General features: G+C 70.9%; 13 protein-coding genes. 11 read left to right on the forward strand and 2 right to left on the reverse strand.

Annotated features, from left to right (window positions below; genetic code table 11):
- Window positions 1-38 precede the first annotated feature (38 nt).
- The gene (locus IOD14_RS27640) at window positions 39-2,210 is read left to right on the forward strand and encodes a TerD family protein (protein ID WP_212671833.1); all 2,172 of its coding nucleotides are present in this window, start codon (window positions 39-41) and stop codon (window positions 2,208-2,210) included.
- Between the two features lie 233 nt (window positions 2,211-2,443).
- Here the strand turns inward: IOD14_RS27640 and IOD14_RS27645 are convergent, their stop codons facing one another.
- Window positions 2,444-3,310: a fructosamine kinase family protein gene (locus tag IOD14_RS27645; RefSeq protein ID WP_212673411.1), complete on the reverse strand. Its 867-nt coding sequence runs from the start codon at window positions 3,308-3,310 to the stop codon at window positions 2,444-2,446.
- A 163-nt stretch (window positions 3,311-3,473) separates the two neighbouring features.
- Here IOD14_RS27645 and IOD14_RS27650 point away from each other — a divergent pair, with 163 nt between their 5' ends.
- From IOD14_RS27650 to IOD14_RS27695, 10 genes are all read left to right on the forward strand, one after another.
- The gene (locus IOD14_RS27650; protein WP_212671834.1) at window positions 3,474-4,808 is read left to right on the forward strand and encodes a sugar ABC transporter substrate-binding protein; all 1,335 of its coding nucleotides are present in this window, start codon (window positions 3,474-3,476) and stop codon (window positions 4,806-4,808) included.
- Window positions 4,805-5,710 carry a sugar ABC transporter permease gene (locus tag IOD14_RS27655; protein WP_212671835.1) on the forward strand — a complete coding sequence of 302 codons (906 nt, stop codon included), beginning with the start codon at window positions 4,805-4,807 and terminating at the stop codon, window positions 5,708-5,710. The genes IOD14_RS27650 and IOD14_RS27655 overlap by 4 nt, the downstream gene beginning before the upstream one ends.
- Window positions 5,707-6,651, forward strand: a complete 945-nt coding sequence (locus IOD14_RS27660) for a carbohydrate ABC transporter permease (RefSeq protein WP_212671836.1) — start codon at window positions 5,707-5,709, stop codon at window positions 6,649-6,651. The genes IOD14_RS27655 and IOD14_RS27660 overlap by 4 nt, the downstream gene beginning before the upstream one ends.
- Window positions 6,652-6,672: 21 nt before the next feature.
- Window positions 6,673-7,581: a 5-dehydro-4-deoxyglucarate dehydratase gene (locus tag IOD14_RS27665; RefSeq protein WP_212671837.1), complete on the forward strand. Its 909-nt coding sequence runs from the start codon at window positions 6,673-6,675 to the stop codon at window positions 7,579-7,581.
- Entirely contained in the window at window positions 7,578-8,831 is a 1,254-nt protein-coding gene (locus tag IOD14_RS27670) for a glucarate dehydratase family protein (protein ID WP_123987527.1), read from the forward strand. Before IOD14_RS27665 ends, IOD14_RS27670 begins: the two co-directional genes overlap by 4 nt.
- 150 nt (window positions 8,832-8,981) lie before the next feature.
- Window positions 8,982-9,632, forward strand: a complete 651-nt coding sequence (locus IOD14_RS27675) for a DUF4389 domain-containing protein (RefSeq protein WP_212671838.1) — start codon at window positions 8,982-8,984, stop codon at window positions 9,630-9,632.
- An 86-nt stretch (window positions 9,633-9,718) separates the two neighbouring features.
- Window positions 9,719-10,774 carry an NAD-dependent epimerase/dehydratase family protein gene (locus tag IOD14_RS27680; protein WP_123987529.1) on the forward strand — a complete coding sequence of 352 codons (1,056 nt, stop codon included), beginning with the start codon at window positions 9,719-9,721 and terminating at the stop codon, window positions 10,772-10,774.
- A 135-nt stretch (window positions 10,775-10,909) separates the two neighbouring features.
- Window positions 10,910-12,535 (forward strand): NlpC/P60 family protein, encoded by a 1,626-nt coding sequence (locus tag IOD14_RS27685; protein WP_212671839.1) that lies wholly within the window; start codon window positions 10,910-10,912, stop codon window positions 12,533-12,535.
- A 258-nt stretch (window positions 12,536-12,793) separates the two neighbouring features.
- A complete protein-coding gene (locus IOD14_RS27690) occupies window positions 12,794-15,697 on the forward strand; it encodes a glycosyl hydrolase 115 family protein (RefSeq protein WP_212673412.1) in 2,904 nt (967 codons plus the stop codon).
- Between the two features lie 206 nt (window positions 15,698-15,903).
- Window positions 15,904-16,674 (forward strand): LuxR C-terminal-related transcriptional regulator, encoded by a 771-nt coding sequence (locus IOD14_RS27695; RefSeq protein WP_123987531.1) that lies wholly within the window; start codon window positions 15,904-15,906, stop codon window positions 16,672-16,674.
- On the opposite strand, the gene IOD14_RS27700 is transcribed toward IOD14_RS27695, so the two are convergent.
- Entirely contained in the window at window positions 16,649-18,124 is a 1,476-nt protein-coding gene (locus IOD14_RS27700) for an MFS transporter (protein ID WP_123992516.1), read from the reverse strand. The two genes, IOD14_RS27695 and IOD14_RS27700, sit on opposite strands and share 26 nt — an antisense overlap.
- Window positions 18,125-18,209: the final 85 nt, after the last annotated feature.

The raw sequence follows: 18,209 nt of genomic DNA on the forward strand, positions 1-18,209 counted from the left end.
CGGTGCGCCGGATCGAACACCTCTGCGACCATTCCGGCATGGTCCACCGTCTGGAATCCCTGGTCATCCGGCATGCCCTGCGGCTGCCCGCTCCCGCGGGCCCCGCCGGTGAGGGCGACATCGCCGCGCGGCAGTTCGACGCCGCGCTGATGTCCGTCGGCTTCAAGCTGTCGGCCGACGCGCTGCGGCGGCTGTCGGGGCTGTCCGAGGGCACGGTCGTCGACACCGCGGTGCGCACCCTGGACACCGTCCGCGAGATGGCCGGCGACCACGTGCGGCACAACGTCTACTTCATCGACTTCCCGGCGAACGTCCCGGACACCTTCGAGTTCTGGATGCGCTGCGTCACCGAGGCGCTCGAGGACCGCAGGGCCCGCCCCGGCATCATCGCCCAGCTCCGCACCGGTGTGGTCAACCTGCTCACGCTGCCGTCGTACGGCAACTACCGGCACACGTACGAGGAGATGCTCGCCGCGCACGACGAACTGACGGCCGCGGTGGGCGACCGGCTGACCGTCCTGCACCTGGGCGGCTCCCTGGACGATGAGGTCACGGCCCTGTACCTGGCGCTGGCCGGCAGCACCACGCCGCTGGGCGACGAGCACCTGGCCGACCTCGCGGTCCTCGCCGGGCACTGCGCGGACGGCCCCCAGCCGGAGACGATCCCGGTGCGGGAGAACCGTGCCGTCGTCAACGAGGCCCGGATGAAAGCCGGTTCGGGGCTGCTCCTGGACACCGTCACCGATGTGCTGCGGCTGGCCTGCGCGTTGTCGGGCGGGGACGTGAGCCTTCAGGAACCGACCCGGTTCCACAAGCTGTCCCGGCCGGTCCGGCGCGCCCTGCTCGCGGGTCTGGACCAGGTCGTCGCCCGGTCTCCCGCGAAGCTCGCCGACGTGCTGGGACATCGCGAGGCCTTCAAGCGGCTCGGCGAGCGTCTGCACCCGCACGAGTACCCCCAGTGGCCGCGTGCCGCCGAGGTGTTCGCCGTCGCCCGGGGCGAGAAGAAGGCGTACACCTTCGACGCCCGGGTCGAGGCGCTGCTCGGCGCGGGCGACGTCACCGGGGCCGCCGAGCTGCTCAGGTCCGCGCCCGGCAAGCTGTTCCGGGCGCTGGACCGGCTGTTGCGCACCGCCGCCACGCAGGAGGAGCGGGACGCCGTGGTGGCCGCGGTCGAGCAGGTCGCCCCGGAGGTCTCGGGACGGGTGGTGCTCTCGGTACGGGAGTACCTGCACAACCGGGCCGAGGAGACGGGCCGCAGGCGGGTGTTCATCAACCGTGCCGGCCGCGCGCATGTCGCCGACGACACGCGGCAGGCCGTACCGGAGGCGGACCGGAAGCGTCTGATCGGCGCGCTCGACGCGGAGATCGGCCGCCGACTGCCCGCTCCGGAGCGGCTGTTGGTCGACCCCGACGTCCTCGACGTGGCGCTGCCGCTCAGCGGACGGGCGACCACGGCCGGGCTCGGGGTGCTGCCCCGCGGCTCCGTGTCGCCGGTGGACGGGGAGCTGCTGCGCTTCTTCGTGTACTGGAAGCAGGCGCGGCGGGTCACCGACTACGACCTGTCGGCGGTGTTGCTGGACGCGGACTACGACACCGTGTCGTGGCTGTCGTACACCAATCTCCGCGAGGTGGAGGGCGAGCACTCCGGTGACATCACCGACGCACCCGAGGGAGCTTCGGAGTTCATCGACCTGCGGCTCGGGGCGGTGCGGGGCACGTACATCGTTCCGCAGGTCCTCATCTACTCCGGGGAGAAGTTCGAGGAGGCCGAGGAGTCCTTCTTCGGGTTCATGCTGCGCGAGGCCGCACAGAAGGGGCAGCCCTTCGAGGCGCGCACCGTGCGCATGAAGTCGGAGCTTCGCGGTCCCGGCCGGGTGGCGCTTCCGCTGGCGTTCCGGCGTGCGGAGGACGGGAGTTGGCGCGCCAAGTGGCTGCACCTGTACCTGAAGGGGCATCCGGCGTACAACCGGGTCGAGGGCAACCAGGTGACGGTGGCGACGCTGCTGCGCGGGATCGTCGAGCGCGAGCAGCTCACGATCCGGTACCTGACCGGGCTGATGGCGAACGGCGGTACGGACGTGGCGACCTGGGACGCCGAGGCGGTGCCGGACGTGCCCGTGACGTACATCGGCCTGGAGCGTCCCGAGGGACTGCACCCGGACTCGGTGGTCATCACGCCGGAAAATCTGCGCGACCTGATCCCCGAGTGACTGTTAGCGTTACCCGTGACGAGGCCATGGAAGGGCTTCCTTCTCAACGCGATGAGCCCCCATGGGGCTTGGATTTCAGCCCTTCCGCTCTCCTCGTCCTCGTGACGCTCGCGGCGAGGCCATGAAGGAGCTTCCTTCTCACCGGTCTCGACAACCGGCCTCCTAATGGCTCCAGTTCCTTCGCTCTCCTCGCCGTTCGCGTCACGAGGCCAGGCGGTCCCGGACCGGTGTTCTCACCGTGCCAGGGCCGCCTTCGCCGTGTCGAGCGCCTGTTGCGCGTACCCCCGCCCGAACAGCACGGCGTGCACCAGCAGCGGGAAGAGCTGGTGCAGTCCGACCCGGTCGGCCCAGCCGTCGGCGAGCGGGGTGACCTGTCGGTAGCCGCGCAGCACCTCGTCCAGGTGCGGGCAGCCGAAGAGGTGGAGCATCGCCAGGTCGGTCTCGCGGTGGCCACCGTGCGCGGCAGGGTCGATCAGCCAGGCGTGGCCGTCGGCGCCCCACAGCACATTGCCGTTCCACAGGTCGCCGTGCAGCCGGGCCGGAGCCTCGGCGGGCCCCGCGAGGTCGGGCAACCGGGCGCAGAGCCGCTCGATCACCGCCGCCTCCGGGAGCGTGACGGTGCCCTCGTCCACCGACCTGCGCAGATAGGGAAGCACCCGGTGCTCGGCGTACCACGTCGGCCAGTCGGCGCCTTCGACGTTCCGCATCGGCGCGCGCCCGATGTAGGCGTCCCGTGGGCCGCCGGGCGGTGCCGCGCCGAAGGCGGACGCTCCGGCGCGGTGCAGCCCGGCCAGTTCCCGGCCGAGGTCGAGCGCCGCCTCCCGGTTCGGCCTCCCGCGCGCGACCAGGTCGGTGACCAGCCAGGGGCCGTCCTGGCCGTACGTGGTCGGCACCCGGGCCGCCCCGGCGCCGGCCAGCCAGGCCAGCCCCGCCGCCTCCGCCCGGGCCTCCTCGATGCCGTCGGCCCGTTTGACCGCCACCGCCCGGCCGTCGTCGAGGACCACCTCGGTCAGCCCGTCGGACAGCGGACGCTCCTCGGTCGCCGCTCGGCCGGTCAGCCGCGTCGCCGCCGCACCCGGGCCGTCACCGTCGTCGTACACCTGCGCCTCCACGATCGCTCACACCCCCCACGTGCCCGGAGGGCTCGTGCACAGCCTCTGTGAAGACCCCCGTCATGTCTTGACATACGGAAGAAGCGATCCGTAGCTTGGCCGATCATTTAGATTCGTGAAGCGGGTTCACGAATGTGAACGGAGAGTGTTCATGGGCGTTCGCCGACGACGACACCGCCTGGCCGCGGCGGGCACCGTCGCGGGACTGATGTTCGCAACGGCCGCCTGTGGCTCCGGCTCCGGCAGCGCGGGCAGCAGCGATCCGAACACGCTGGAGGTGTGGACCCGGAGCAACCCGGACGACGCCGCCACCTACGACCGGGTCTTCGCCGCCTTCACCAGGAAGACCGGCATCAGGATCGACTACCAGCCGGTCATCAACTTCGACCAGCAGCTCCAGAGCCGGGCCTCCACCAGGGACCTGCCGGACGTCATGATCAACGACACGGCTCTGATGGGCAGTTACCAGAGCCAGGGCCTGCTCAAGCCCGTCGACCCCGCCTCGATCGCGGGCGGCGACCGGATCACCGCGAAGTCCTGGTCCTCCACGGTGGGCGTCGACGGCAAGCACTACGGCATCCCCTACTCCCGTCAGGCCCAGACCCTGATGATCCGCAAGGACTGGCTGAAGAAGCTCGGGCTGAAGGCGCCGACGACCTGGCAGGAGATGCTCTCCGTCGCCAAGGCCTTCGCCACCGAGGACCCGGACGGCGACGGCAAGGCCGACACCTACGGCATCGTCGCCCCGGCCAGCGCCCAGAACGGCTACGCGGCCATGTGGGGATCGAGCTTCCTGTGGCAGGGCGGCGCCGAGATCATCAAGCCGGACGGCAAGGGGAAGTACACCCCCGCCATGGACTCGGCCGCCGCCGTGCACGCCGTGACCTGGATGAAGGACAACCTCTTCTGCGGCGAGAAGGGTGTCGTCCAGCCCGGCGCCATCACCGCCGTCACGGGCACGGCCACCAACTTCCAGGACGGCAACGCCGGGATGTACATGACCGGGCCGTACAACATCACCACCTACGACACCACGCCCGGCAGGAAGACGTACGAGGTCGTCCCCGCTCCCGCGGGCCCGGCCGGCGGCGATGTGCTGGCCGACGGCGAGAACGTCTACCTCGGCGCCCGGACCGGCAAGGACAGGCAGGAACTGGCGCTGGCCTCGTTCCTGGTCTCGCCCGAGGGCCAGCGGATCGCCATGACCAGCGTCGACGGCCACCAGCCCGTCGTCCGCATCCCCGTGAACACCACGCTGGACGCGGCGAAGGTCAGGAACGACCCCCGCTGGAGTGTCGTGCAGAAGGCCTACGAGACCGCCTCCGAGCAGTTCCCGAACGCGCCGGACTTCGCCCCGATCAAACAGGACACCGCCGACGCACTGAACTCGATCTTCACATACTGCGGCGGTGACGTGCGCTCGCAGCTCAAGGAGCTCAACGACACCCTCGCCGGTGACCTCAAGGACCAGGACCTGCTGAAATGACCGCTGCCGTCCCCGCGCACACAGCGCGCAGGGCCTTCGACAAGAAGGCCCTCGTCCCCTGGCTCTTCCTGGCCCCGGGGCTGCTGCTCGCCCTCGTCTTCAAGTTCTGGCCGATGGCCAAGGGCATCTGGCTCAGCTTCTTCCACGTGCGCCCCTTCCTCGGCAACGAGTGGACCGGCCTCGACAACTACACCAGGGTCCTGACCGACCACCGCTTCCAGGAGGCCATCGGGCACACCCTGATCCTGGGCATCGGCCAGGCGGTCGGCGCGATCCTGCTCGGGTTCGCCCTCGCGCTGCTCCTGGAGGGCCAGGCCCGCTCGCTGAAGTTCCTGCGCACCGCCGTCTTCCTGCCCGCCGTCACGGCCACCGCGGTCGTCGGCGAGCTGTGGCGGCTGATGTACTACCCGACCTCCGACGGCCTGATCAACAGCGGCCTGCACTTCTTCGGGCTCGGGACCGTCCAGTTCCTCGACAACCCGAACATCGCGCTCTACTCGACGATGGCGATGGGCATCTGGATCTGGGCCCCCTACAACATGGTGATCTTCCTGGCCGGTCTCGCGGGCGTGGACCGCTCGCTGTACGAGGCCGCCGCCATGGACGGTGTCTCGCTGTGGCAGCGGCTGCGGTACGTCACGCTGCCCGCGATCCGTTCCGCACTGATGATCGTTCTCACTCTCGCCACCATCCGCGGCCTGCGCGTCTTCACCGAGGTCTACGTCCTCACCGGCGGCGGCCCCGCCGGGTCGACCGACGTGTGGATGACCCGCGCCTACACCCTGGGCTTCACCCGCAACGACATCGGCGGCGCCTCCGCGGCCTCGGTCGTCCTGCTCTGCGTGACGCTGCTGCTCACCGTCACGGTCAACCACTTCCGCAAGAGGGGAGAAGCGCGATGAGCGCCCCCGTCATCGACCCCGTCCGGCCGGCGGCCCCTGACACCCCGGCCGGGCGGAGCCCCCAGGCGCGGCGGACCACACCGGCCCGCTTCGACACCGCCCTCGGCTGGAACGACAGGCCCGGCCTCGCCTGGGGCCTCAGGATCCTGCTCTGCGGGGTCGCCCTCGCGATCTTCGCGGCGCCCTTCCTGACGATCTTCTCGGGTGCCTTCACTACCCACCCCAGCGGCTCCTCGCTGTCGTTCCTGCCGCACGACACCACGCTGTCGAACTTCGAGGTGGCCGGTGCACAGGGCATGTGGGACTACCTCGGCAACTCGCTGGTCATAGCGGGCGGCGGGCTGCTGCTCCAGCTCGTGGTGTGCACGCTCGCCGCGTACGCGCTGGCCCGGCACCGGTTCCGCGGTCAGGCCCTGATCATGCTGCTGTTCATGATGACGCTGATGCTGCCCGAGGAGGTCATCGCGATCCCGCTGTCCCTGGTCCTCGGTGATGTGCCGGTGGTCCACGTGGATCTCAAGGGCACAGTGTGGGGCGTCATCCTGCCGCTGGGCGCCTGGGGCTTCTCGGTGATGATGCTGACCGAGTTCATGCGGGACATCCCCACCGAGATCGAGGAGGCGGCCCGCCTCGACGGCGTCGGCGAACTGCGGATGCTGTGGCAGATCATCCTGCCGCTGTGCAAGCCCGCCCTCGGCGTGGCGGGCGTCCTCGGGTTCATCATGATCTGGGACCAGTACCTGCTGCCCCTGATCGCCGCCAAGGACCCCACCGACTACACGGTCACCGTCGCCCTGGCCACCCTGCGCACCGATCCGGTCGTCGGCTCCGGCGTGGTCCTGGCCGGTGCGGTCATCGCCCTGATCCCCAGCCTGATCGTCTATCTGCTCCTCCAGCGCTCGCTGGTCACCGGCATCGCCGCCGGTGCCACCAAGGGCTGACACCGTGGTTGCGAGGAAGACATGAAGTTCCAAGGAGTCCTGTTCTTTCCGGTGACGCCCTTCGCCTCGGACGGCTCGCTGGACGAGGAACGACTCGCCCAGCACATCGAGAACGGCGTCAAGGCCGGGGCCGGAGGCGTGTTCGTCGCCTGCGGCACCGGTGAGTTCCACGCGCTGACGTCCGACGAGATCGAGCGGGCCACCCGGGTCGCGGTCACCACGACCGCGGGCCGGGTGCCGGTCCTGGCCGCCGCGGGCGGGCCCACCCCGGTCGCCCGCGACCACGCGGCCCGGGTCGCCCGCGCGGGCGCCGACGGCATCCTGCTGCTGCCGCCGTACCTGGTCACGGCCCCGCAGCAGGGCCTGGTGCGCTACGTCGAGGAGGTCACCTCCGCGAGCGGCCTCCCGGTGATCTTCTACCAGCGCGGCACCGCCCGCCTCACCGCGGACACGGCCGCCGAGATCGCCGCGCTCCCCGAGGTCGTCGGCCTCAAGGACGGCCTCGGGGACATCGAGCACATGCACCGCATCGTGCGGGCGGTGCGGGCCGTGCCCGGCACGGAGGACTTCCAGTTCTTCAACGGCCTCCCGACGGCGGAGACCACCGCGCCCGCCTACCAGGGCATCGGCGTCCCGCTGTACTCCTCCGCCGTGTTCGCCTTCGCGCCCGAGATCGCCCTCGCCTTCCACGGGGCACTCGCCGCGGGCGACCGGCCGCTGGTGGACACGCTCCTCGACGAGTTCTACGGCCCCCTCGTCCGGCTCCGCGACGAGGTGCCGGGGTACGCGGTGGCGTTGGTCAAGTCGGGAGTGGCCCTGCGTGGCCTGAACGTGGGTGGGGTGCGCGCGCCCCTCGTCGATCCGACGCCGGAGCATCTCGCGCGACTGTCCGAACTCATCGACCACGGCCTGGAGGTGGTCGGCGCATGAACGAGCCGACCCGCATCAAGGAACTGATCGTCACCCCGATCGCCTTCCGCGACCCGCCACTGCTCAACTCCAACGGTGTCCACGAGCCGCTCGCCCTGCGGATCATCCTCCGACTCGTCCTGGAGGACGGCACGGTGGGGCTCGGCGAGTCGCCGGGCGGGGTGGCGCGTCTGGAGCGACTCGAGTCGGCGGCGAAGGTCGTCGTCGGTATGGACGTCTTCGACACGACAGCGGTCGGCGCCGCGATCGACGCCGTCCTGCTGCCGACGGTGCCCTCCTCGCACGAGCGCGGCTGGACCACCTCCGCGGTGGAGGTGGCCTGCCTCGACGCGCAGGGCAAGCTGCTCGACCGGCCGGTGAGCGACCTGCTGGGCGGCACGGTCCGGGACTCGGTGCCGTTCGCCGCGTACCTCTTCTACAAGTGGGCCGAGCACCCGGCCCTCGACGGCCGTGCCGCCGTCGGCGACGAGTGGGGCGAGGCGCTGGACCCGGCCGGCATCGTGGAGCAGGCCCGGCTGATGCAGGAGCGGTACGGGTTCAGGTCGTTCAAGTTGAAGGGCGGTGTCTTCCCGCCCGACGAGGAGATCGCCGCGATCAGGGCGCTGGCGGAGGCCTTCCCCGGGCAGCCGCTGCGGCTCGACCCCAATGTGGCGTGGACGGTGGAGACCTCGGCGTACGTGGCCCGCGAACTCGACGGTGTCCTCGAGTACCTGGAGGACCCGACCAAGGGCATCGAGGGCATGGCGGCGGTGGCGAAGGACGCGCCGATGCCGTTGGGCACCAACATGTGCGTGATCGCCTGGGAGCACCTGAGGCCCGCGATCGAGCAGAACGCGATCCAGGTGCTGCTGACCGACCACCACTACTGGGGCGGCCTGCGCCGCACCCGTGAACTGGCCGCGGTCTGCGAGGCGTTCGGGCTCGCCCTGTCCATGCACTCCAACTCGCACCTGGGCATCAGTCTCGCCGCCATGACCCATGTGGCCGCGGCGATCCCGAACCTCGACCACTCCTGCGACACGCACTACCCGTGGAACCACGCCGACGACGTGATCCGCCCGGGTGTCCTGGAGTTCCGCGACGGCGAGGTCAGGGTGCCGACGGGACCCGGTCTCGGTGTGGAACTCGACCACGACGCCCTGGAGCGGCTGCACCGCCTCTACGTCGACTCGGGGGTACGCAGCCGGGACGACACCGGCTACATGCAACGGTTCCGGCCCGACTACGAACTCAGGCTCCCCCGCTGGTGACAGGCCCCATGGGACGAGGCGCCCGGGAACCCGGGCGCCTCGTCCTCGCCGACCCCTTGGGAGCGGGCCCGCGCAGGGCCGACACTGGTCGGAGTCACCCCCCACCGGCACCACGGTCGATTCGTCCCGCGACCCGAGAGGACCGGAGGCATGACCACCGAGACCCTGCGCACCGAAACCCTGCCCGCGCCCTACCCGGCGAGCCTCACGGCCCGGCTGGATCCCGGCCTCTCCCGCTGGCTGTGGCTGGTGAAGTGGCTGCTCGCGCTCCCCCACTTCGTCGTCCTGGCCGTCCTGTGGGTGGGCTTCGTGGTGGTGAGCGTGGTGGCGTTCTTCGCGATCCTCGTCACGGGCCGCTACCCGCGCCCCCTCTTCGACTTCGCGGTCGGCGTGCTGCGCTGGGACTGGCGGGTCTCCTACTACGCCTACGCCGCCCTCGGCACCGACCGCTACCCGCCCTTCACCCTCGCCGACGCCCCCGACTACCCCGCCCGTTGGGACGTGACGTACCCCGAGCAGCTGTCCCGAGGGCTGGTCCTGGTGAAGTGGTGGCTGCTGGCGATCCCGCACTTCCTGGTCCTCGGCGTCGCGGGCGGCATCCGTGCCCTCATCGGCCTGCTGACCTTCTTCGCCGGGATCTCCCTGCTCTTCACCGGCCACTACCCGGGCGGCATCTGGGACCTGGTGGTCGGCCTCAACCGCTGGGCCCTGCGGGTGTCGGCGTACATCTCGCTCCTGACGGACGAGTACCCGCCGTTCCGTCTGGACCAGGGGGGAGCGGAGCCCGTGCCGCAGAGCTGAACCGGGACCCCGACGGCAGCCCGGACACCTCCCGTTGAAGATCGGCCGGTGCTTGAATGTCACCCCCCGGGTGGAGGAGCGACGGCATGGGTGCGGAGTCGGGCAGGGTTCTGGTGACCGGCGGCAGCGGATTCGTCGGCAGCCATCTGGTGCGGCGGCTGCTGGAGCGCGGTTACGAGGTCCACGCCACCGTGCGCAGTCTCGCGAACCCGGTGAAGGTGCGGCCGCTGCGGGACATGCAGGAGGAGTTCCCCGGCCGGCTCACGCTGTTCGAGGCGGACCTCCTCGAAGAGGGCTCCTTCGACCGGGCCATGACGGACTGCCGGGTGGTCTTCCACGTGGCCTCGCCGTTCTTCATGCCGGAGAAGATCAAGGACGGCCGGAAGGACATGGTGGACCCGGCCCTGACCGGCACGCGCAACGTCCTGGCCGGCATCGGGCGGACACCGTCCGTGGAGCGGCTGGTCCTCACCTCCACCGTCGGCGCGATCTTCGGCGACTACTCCGACGTGCGGGACATGGACGGGCAGGTCCTGTCGGAGAAGTACTTCAACACCAGCAGCACAGTGGAGAACAACCCGTATCACTACGCCAAGACGGTCGCCGAGCGCGCGGCCTGGGACGCGGAGGCCGCGCAGGACCGCTGGAGCATGGTGTCCGTCAACCCAGGCCTGATCCTGGGCCCTTCGCTCACCCCCGGCTCGGAGTCCGGCAGCCTCTTCCTCCTGGAGGAGCTCTTCAAGGGCTACTTCTTCTACGGCGCTCCGGACTTCAGTTTCACCACGGTCGACGTCCGCGACGTGGCCGACGCGCACATCGCCGCGGCGGAGAAGCCCGACGCGAAGGGCCGCTACATCCTGGCCGCGGAGACGATGACGTCGTTCCACGAGATGTCCCGCATCATCCGCACCCGGTATCCCCGGGGCCTGCGCATCCCGCGCACCGCGCTCCCCCACTGGCCGGTGCGCGTCCTGGGCCCGGCCTTCGGGCTCACCCAGGACTACATCCGACGACACCTCGGGATCCGCTTCCGCGTGGACAACAGCCGCAGCGTGAACGAACTGGGCATCGTCTACCGCCCGGTCGAGGAGACGGTCCTCGACCACTACGAGGCGTGGCGCGCACAGCGGCGCGACCACTGACTTTCACCCGATCCGCGTCCGCAGGCGACGAAGGTCACAGTTACATCTCACACTTTTCACACTTCAATCTTCACGCGAGCCTCACAAGTTGGCTAAGTTTGCGGCGAGCAGCACGACGGAAGGGGCACGTCTTTCATGGCGCCGGATCGAACTTCGCGCAATGGAGGGTTCAGCCTCCCGGCCAAGCGCAACTCCGCGATCGCGACAGCGGCGATGGCCTCCGCGGCCCTCCTCTCCCAGACCGGGAACGCGGCCGCCGACGAGGGACCGAGCCCTGACGAGGTGAGCCGGCGGATCACCAACCTCTACGACCGCGCCGAGGACGACTCCGGCACCTACAACGCCACACGCGCGGCCGGCACGGCGTCGAGCAAGCGTGGTCGCCAGGCTCCGGCGACCGGCGGCGGCCGCAGGTCAGGGGGCGATCCCGCCCTCGACGACATCGCCAAGCAGTGGTACGGCGCGGCCCGTGCGAAGGTGGGGCCCGTGATCGCGGCGACGTTGCCCTCCGACCGCCTCCCCGCAGGCCGCGCCGAGACGCGGGGCCCGCGCCCCGCCCCCGCGGCACGTGAGTCGAAGCCGGCCGAAAGATCCCTGCCGGAGCTGACCGCCAAGCCCGCGCTCGCCCTGCCGAGCGCACCGGAGACGGCACCGGCCGCTCTCACCGCCGCGCCGGCCCAGTCGCCGTCCTGGGCGCCGGAACCGGCCCCGCAGGACCTCGGCGGCACCGGCGAGATCCCCACCGTGGGCACTTCCCCGCTCGTCACGGGCGTCCCGGAGTACACCCCGCAGCTCGTCACCGGGGTCCCGGAGTACGCACCGCAACCGACCACCGCGTTCCCGGCGTACACGGCGCAAACCGACACCGGTTTCCCGCAGTACACGGCGCAGGCCGCCACGGCATACCCCGAGTACAGCCCGCAGACCACCACGGGCTTCACCGACCTCACCGGTCAACTCGGCACGGCGCAGCCCGAGTACACCGGGCAGACCGCCATCGGCTTCCCTGACTACAGCGGCCAACTCGGCGGCGGGCTGCCCGAATACGCCACCCAGGCGGCCACCACGGGCTACCAGGAGTACTCCGCACCGGCCACCACGGCCTTCCCCGAGTACAGCGCACCGGCCACCACAGCCTTCCCCGAGTACAGCGCGCAACCCGCCACGGCGTACCAGGATCACTCCGCCCTCACCGCCCCCCTCGCGACGCTCGCGCCCCCACCGGTCGACCTCGCCCAGCCGACCCCGGCGAACCCTGGCGTCACCCAGAGCATCCCGGCGATCCCGGCCCCCCGCGCCGCCGAACCGGCCTGGCAGGCACCGCAGCCGACAGCGGCCCCCGCCGCCCCGGCCCCGGCCCCGGCCCCGGCCGCCACCCTCCCCGTCACCGACCCCGGTTACGACTCGAAGGTCATCCAGGTCCTCGCCTTCGCCCGTTCCCAGATCGGCAAGCCCTGTGTCTGGGGCGCGGCGGGCCCGGGGTCGTACGACAACGCCGGCCTCACCCAGGCCGCCTGGAAGGTCGCCGGGGTCTCGCTCCCCCGCACCTCGCTCGGTCAGGCGAGCACCGGCACCGCGGTCCCGCTCTACGCCATGCAACCCGGCGACCTCGTCTTCTTCCACGACGACTTCAGCCATGTGGGCCTGTGCACCGGCAACGGCATGATGATCCACGCGCCGGGCCCCGGGGCGTCCATCCGCGAGGAGTCGATCTACCCGACCGGCGAGTCGATCATCCGCGGCGCGATCCGTCCCGTCTGACGGGGCACCCGAAACCGGCACGGCGGTACCGCGGGACCCTGCACGGCGGTCCCGCGGACCCCCTCACCCTGGTCCCGCGAACCCCCTCACCCCGGTCCCGCGACACCCGACGGCACTCCCTTCACGCACACCTCTGGACGCCCCACGATCACCTCCCCTAGGGTTCCTGAGAAAGCGCTTTCTGTCCTGACCATGCCAACCTGGGGAGAGCGTCTCGTGCCGCACCAGCAATGGACCCGCAAGTCCTTCCTCCGGGGAATGGCCGCCGTCGGCGCGGCCCCCCTGCTCCCCGGACTGATCCCGGCGAGCGCGCAGGCGGCCCCGTCGGGCCGTCCCGACTTTCCGCTGGCGGCCGCGGGCACGGCCGTCGGCATCTTCGTGGACGCGGCGGACGACCCCGCCGTCGTCCGGGCCGCAGGCGACCTCCAGGCGGACGTCGAACGGGTCTGCGGGGTGAGACCCGACCTGCTCCGCACACTGCCGCAAAGCGCCCCGCTGCTCGTCCTGGTGGGCACACTCGGCGCGAGCCCCGCCCTCGACCACCTCGTCGCACAGGGCCGTCTGGACGTCTCCCGGGTGGAGGGCCGCTGGGAGGCGTCCGTGACCCAGGTGATCGAGCGTCCGTTCCCCGGTGTCGCCCGCGCCCTGGTGATCGCGGGCAGCGACCGGCGCGGCACGGTCTACGGGATCTACGACACCTCGGAGCGCATCGGCGTCTCCCCCTGGTACTGGTGGGCCGACGTCCCCGTCGAGCGTCGCGACACGGTGACGGTCCCGGCGGGGCCCTTCACCCGCCACGAACCCTCGGTCCGCTATCGCGGCGTCTTCATCAACGACGAGCAGAACCTGACCACGTGGTCCCACCGCACCCAGGAGACCGACAAGAACATCGGGCCCGAGACGTACAAACGGGTCTTCGAGCTGCTGCTGCGCCTGAAGGCCAACTACCTGTGGCCGGCGATGCACCCGTACTCCGACTTCTTCAACAAGTACCGGGAGAACCCCGAACTCGCCGACCGCTACGGCATCGTGGTCGGCTCCAGCCACCCCGAGGCCCTGCTGCGCAACGGCGTCCACGAGTGGGAGCCCTGGATCGCCGAGCACCCGAACGCGGACGGCAGTGCGCCGGTCTACGACTACACGGTCAATCCCGCCGTCATCTCCGACTACTGGAGAGCGCGGGCGAGACAGAACGCCGCGTACGAGAGCAGCTGGACGCTCGGCATGCGCGGTCTGCACGACAGCGCGCTGGAGACGAAGTACGCCACCACGATCCCGGAGAAGGTCGTGGTGATGAACGACATCATCGCCGACCAGCGCAGGATCCTCGCCGAAGAGGTCGGCACCGCGGCCGAGCCGCAGATCTTCATCCCGTACAAGGAGGTCCTGGACCTGTACAACGCGGGTGTCCAAGTCCCCGAGGACGTCACGCTGATCTGGCCCGACGACAACCACGGCAACATGCGCCAGCTGCCCACCGAGGCGGAGCGGGCGCGGCCGGGCGGCAACGGGATCTACTACCACCTGTCCTACTGGGGCCGACCGAAGAGCTACCTGTGGCTGGACACGACCCAGGTCGCCAAGGTCTGGCAGGAGTTGCGCAGGGTCTACGAGCACGGCACCGACCGTATGTGGATCTTCAACGTCGGTGACCTCAAGTCGATCGAGACCGGACTGTCCTTCGCGATGGACATGGCCTGGGACGTGGAGCGCTGGGAGGCGGGCGAGGTCGAGGGCTTCCTCGCCGAGTGGGCCGGCAGGCAGTTCGGGCGACGGCACGCCCGTGAGATCGCCGCGATCCGCACCGAGTACTACCGGCTCACCGGGGAGCTGCGCCCCGAGTTCATCGCCGCGGGCCTGGTGTCCGTGGTCCACCACGGCGACGAGGCGGGGCGCCGGATGGCGGCGTACGACCGACTCCTCGCCCGCGTGCGGACGGTGGGCGCCGAATTGCCCGAGGTGTATCGCAACGCCTTCTACGAACTGGTCGAATACCCGGTGCACGGCGCCTGCTTGATGAACCTGAAGTACTACTGGGCGGACCGCAACGCCCTCGCCGTCCGGCAGGGCCGCGGGGCCGGCAGCAACCGCTTCGCGGACCTGGCGCTTGCCGCGCACACGGCGGAGGCCGCCCTCACCAGTCAGTACAACACCGAGGTGTCGGGCGGGAAATGGGACGGGATCGTCAATCCGTACCCGTCCCAGATCCCGAAGGCGCCGGGGCGTCCGGCCGTCACCCGGGTGGCCCGGCAGGAGACCTCGGGGCTCGGGGTGGCGGCCGAGGGGAACGAGACCGGGGCGGCCCGGCCGCTGTCGTTCTCCTCGTACACCCGCGACCGGCGCTTCGTCGACGTCTTCAACACCGGGTTCCTTCCGCTGGACTGGGCGGCCGAGGCCAGTCACCCGTGGGTGAGGCTGAGCACGGCCGGGGGCCCGCTCACCGAGCAGCGGCGGGTGTGGGTGGAGATCGACTGGGAGCGCGCGCCCGAGGGTGCCCAGGAAGCCACGGTCGGCTTCACGGGCGCCGGGCAGCGCCACGACGTGCCGCTGCGCGTGGTCAACGGCCCCCGGCGGGCCCGTGGCTTCGTCGAGGCCCACGGATACGTGTCGATCGACGCGGCGCACGCCGACCGCAGGGTGGGCCGGAGCGGCTGCCGCTGGCGGACCGTGCGGGGCCTCGGACGCCGTACCGGAGCCGTCGAGGCCGTGCCTTCCACGGCGTCTCCGATCACCGGTGACTTCGCCGCGCGTGCGCCGGAGTTGCGGTACCGGGTGCGGTTCACCAGCACCGGGACCTTCCCCGTCACCGTCTTCCGGCTGCCCTCGCTGGACGAGCGCGGGCGGCGGCGGGTGGCCGTCGCTCTGGACGACCAGCCGGTGACCGTCCTGTCCGGGCAGGCCGTCGCGACCGGCAACCGGGGGGACGCCTGGGCCCGGCAGGTGGAGGACGGCGTGGAGAGACTGACCGCCACGGTGACGGTCGCCGAGGCCGGGGAGCATGTGCTGAGGATCTTCATGGTCGACCCGGCGATCGCGGTGGACCAGATCGTGATCGACACGGGCGGGCTGCCCGCCACGTACCTCGCGCCGCCGGAGAGCTACCACCCGGTGTTCAACCCGGAGCCCACGCCCGGCCCGGCGCTGGAGGCACCCGACCAGTAGGGCCGGGGTTGCGTGCGGGCCGCCGGTCCCCCGTGCCGGCGGCCCGCACGCGTCGCGGCCGGCGCTGCCGTTCCCGCGGGAGACAGGCGTGTCCGACGGGCCGCCCTCCCCCACTGCGGCCCGCCGGAGCTTCAATGTGCTGGAGTACATCCGAGAACGTCGATGTTGCTCGGATGAAGTGTGGGTCAGCGAGGTACTACGCCGGTATGGGTACAACTGCGTATGAGCGGATGCTGTCGGTCGCCGTCGCCGCGCTCCACGAACGCGACCCTGAGCGACTGTGGCCGCTGCTGGCGGCCGAACTGCCGGGCCTGCTCGGTGGCGACGCCCTGATCTACAAGCTGGACAACTGGAACGAGAGCGAGGGCACGCTCGGGCTGTCCCCCGATGCCGACGCGGAGTTCGCCGCGCTCGGGGACGAGGACATGGCGCTGCTGCGGGCGGGCTATCCGCTGGCGGACCACTACGCGGAACGCGCCGAACGGGCTCCGGTCACGGCCCGTCGGGTGGCCGGTCGTTCCTGGTCGGGGAGCCCGACCGCGCGCCTGCTCGACGATCTCCTGGACGTCGACCACGTCCTCGGGATTCCGCTGCCGCGGTCGACCACTCCGATCACCGGGTGCATGGTGTACCGCTCGGGGCGGGACTTCACCGAGGACGAACTGCGTCTGGCCGTACAGGCGCAGTCCCTGCTGGCGGCCGTCGAGCAGCAGCGGCAACTCCTGCGGCGGCTCGGCGCGCCTTCCGAGGAGGCGGCGGAGGTGGCCCTCACTCCCCGGGAGACGACCGTGCTGCTCCTGCTCGGGGACGCCCTGACCGCCCTGTCCATAGGCCGCAGGCTCGGGATATCCGAGCGTACGGTCCACAAGCACATCGCGAACATCTACCGCAAGCTCGGCACGCACGACCGCATCAGCACGCTGCTGCGCGCCCAGCGGCTCGGTCTCGTCCCTACGGCTGCGGCGGGCCGCCCTTGAGGCGTTCCAGGTCGGAGGGGCGGACCTGGATGACCACGACGGCGATGAGCGCGGCGACCGCGGTGAACACGGCGGCCACGACGAACGCGGCCGAGACACCGGCGGTGAGGACCTCGTCCCCCCAGGGGCCCGGAAGCTGCCCGGTGCGTTCGAAGAGCCGGCGCTCGACCGGGGTGGCCTGCGCGAGGAAGCGCGGGACCTGCTTCTCCGCCTCGTTGGTGCTGGCCGTGCCGAACATCGTGACCAGGATGGACAGCCCGAGCGAACCGCCCACCTGCTGGGTGGCGTTGAGGAGTCCGGAGGCCGCACCCGTCTCCTCGGTGGGCACGTTGGACAGCGCCATCAGGGTCAGCGACACGAACTCCATGCCCATGCCGAGGCTGAAGACCAGCATCGGGCCGAGGACACTGCCCGCGTAGGTGGAGTGGACGTCGGTCAGGGTCAGCCAGGCCAGCCCGGCCGCCGCGAGGATCGCGCCGCCCACCATGAAGGGCTTGGGCCCGTAGACGGGCAGGAACCGCGAGGCGAGTCCGGCGCCGACCGCGATGACCGCGCTGACCGGCAGGAACGCGAACCCGGTTGCCAGCGGGCTGAAGTCCAGGACGTTCTGGGTGAAGAGGGTCAGGAAGAAGAACATGCCGAAGATCGCGGCCGCGAGGCACAGCATGATGCCGTAGGTGCCCGCGCGGTTGCGGTCGGCGAACATGTGCAGCGGGGTGATCGGCTGCCGGGAACGCTTCTCCACCAGCACGAACACCACGAGCAGCAGCACGGCCGCGGCGAACGAGGCCAGCGTGAGCGCGTCCCGCCAGCCCTCCTGCGCGGCCCGGATGAAGCCGTACACCAGCAGCACCATGCCCGCCGTGGCGGTCAGCGCGCCGGTGACGTCGAACTTGCCCGGATGCCGCTCGGACTCCCTGATCCAGCGCGGTGTGGCGAGCGCGATGAGCAGTCCGATGGGGACGTTGACGAAGAGCACCCACCGCCAGTTGAGCCACTCGACGAGGACCCCTCCGGCGAGCAGTCCGATCGCACCGCCGCCCGCCGACACCGCGGCGAAGACTCCGAACGCCCGGTTGCGCTCGGGTCCTTCACGGAAGGTCGTGCTGATCAGGGCGAGCGAGGTCGGGGAGGCGATGGCACCGCCGACTCCCTGGAGGGCGCGGGCGGCGAGGAGTTGGCCCTCGTTCTGGGCGAGCCCGCCGAGCAGGGAGGCGAGGACGAAGAGCAGCACTCCGCAGATGAACACCCGCCGTCTGCCGAGGATGTCCCCGGCCCGGCCGCCGAGCAGCAGCAGCCCGCCGAAGGTGAGGGTGTACGCGTTGACCACCCAGGCAAGGCTGGTGGTGGAGAAGTCCAGGGACCGCTGGATGTCCGGGAGCGCGATGTTCACGATGGTGATGTCGAGCACCACCATCAACTGGCAGGACGCGATGACCAGCAACGCCATGAGGTTGCCACCGCCGCCGGAGTCCGGTGGGGTGGTCCGAGGAGCAGGAGTCGCCTGCGGGTCGGTGCTCATGGTCTCGGTACGA

This window comes from Streptomyces sp. A2-16 (assembly GCF_018128905.1).
GTDB lineage: Bacteria > Actinomycetota > Actinomycetes > Streptomycetales > Streptomycetaceae > Streptomyces.

Bases quoted from the DNA above. Each gene is read 5' to 3' on its own strand.
- IOD14_RS27685 (WP_212671839.1), top strand. From the start codon at position 10,910: ATGGCGCCGGATCGAACTTCGCGCAATGGAGGGTTCAGCCTCCCGGCC.
- IOD14_RS27690 (WP_212673412.1), top strand. From the start codon at position 12,794: ATGGCCGCCGTCGGCGCGGCCCCCCTGCTCCCCGGACTGATCCCGGCG.
- IOD14_RS27665 (WP_212671837.1), top strand. From the start codon at position 6,673: ATGAAGTTCCAAGGAGTCCTGTTCTTTCCGGTGACGCCCTTCGCCTCG.
- IOD14_RS27700 (WP_123992516.1), bottom strand. From the start codon at position 18,124: ATGGCGTTGCTGGTCATCGCGTCCTGCCAGTTGATGGTGGTGCTCGAC.
- IOD14_RS27670 (WP_123987527.1), top strand. From the start codon at position 7,578: ATGAACGAGCCGACCCGCATCAAGGAACTGATCGTCACCCCGATCGCC.
- IOD14_RS27655 (WP_212671835.1), top strand. From the start codon at position 4,805: ATGACCGCTGCCGTCCCCGCGCACACAGCGCGCAGGGCCTTCGACAAG.
- IOD14_RS27680 (WP_123987529.1), top strand. From the start codon at position 9,719: ATGGGTGCGGAGTCGGGCAGGGTTCTGGTGACCGGCGGCAGCGGATTC.
- IOD14_RS27660 (WP_212671836.1), top strand. From the start codon at position 5,707: ATGAGCGCCCCCGTCATCGACCCCGTCCGGCCGGCGGCCCCTGACACC.
- IOD14_RS27640 (WP_212671833.1), top strand. From the start codon at position 39: ATGGTCCACCGTCTGGAATCCCTGGTCATCCGGCATGCCCTGCGGCTG.
- IOD14_RS27675 (WP_212671838.1), top strand. From the start codon at position 8,982: ATGACCACCGAGACCCTGCGCACCGAAACCCTGCCCGCGCCCTACCCG.
- IOD14_RS27695 (WP_123987531.1), top strand. From the start codon at position 15,904: ATGGGTACAACTGCGTATGAGCGGATGCTGTCGGTCGCCGTCGCCGCG.
- IOD14_RS27650 (WP_212671834.1), top strand. From the start codon at position 3,474: ATGGGCGTTCGCCGACGACGACACCGCCTGGCCGCGGCGGGCACCGTC.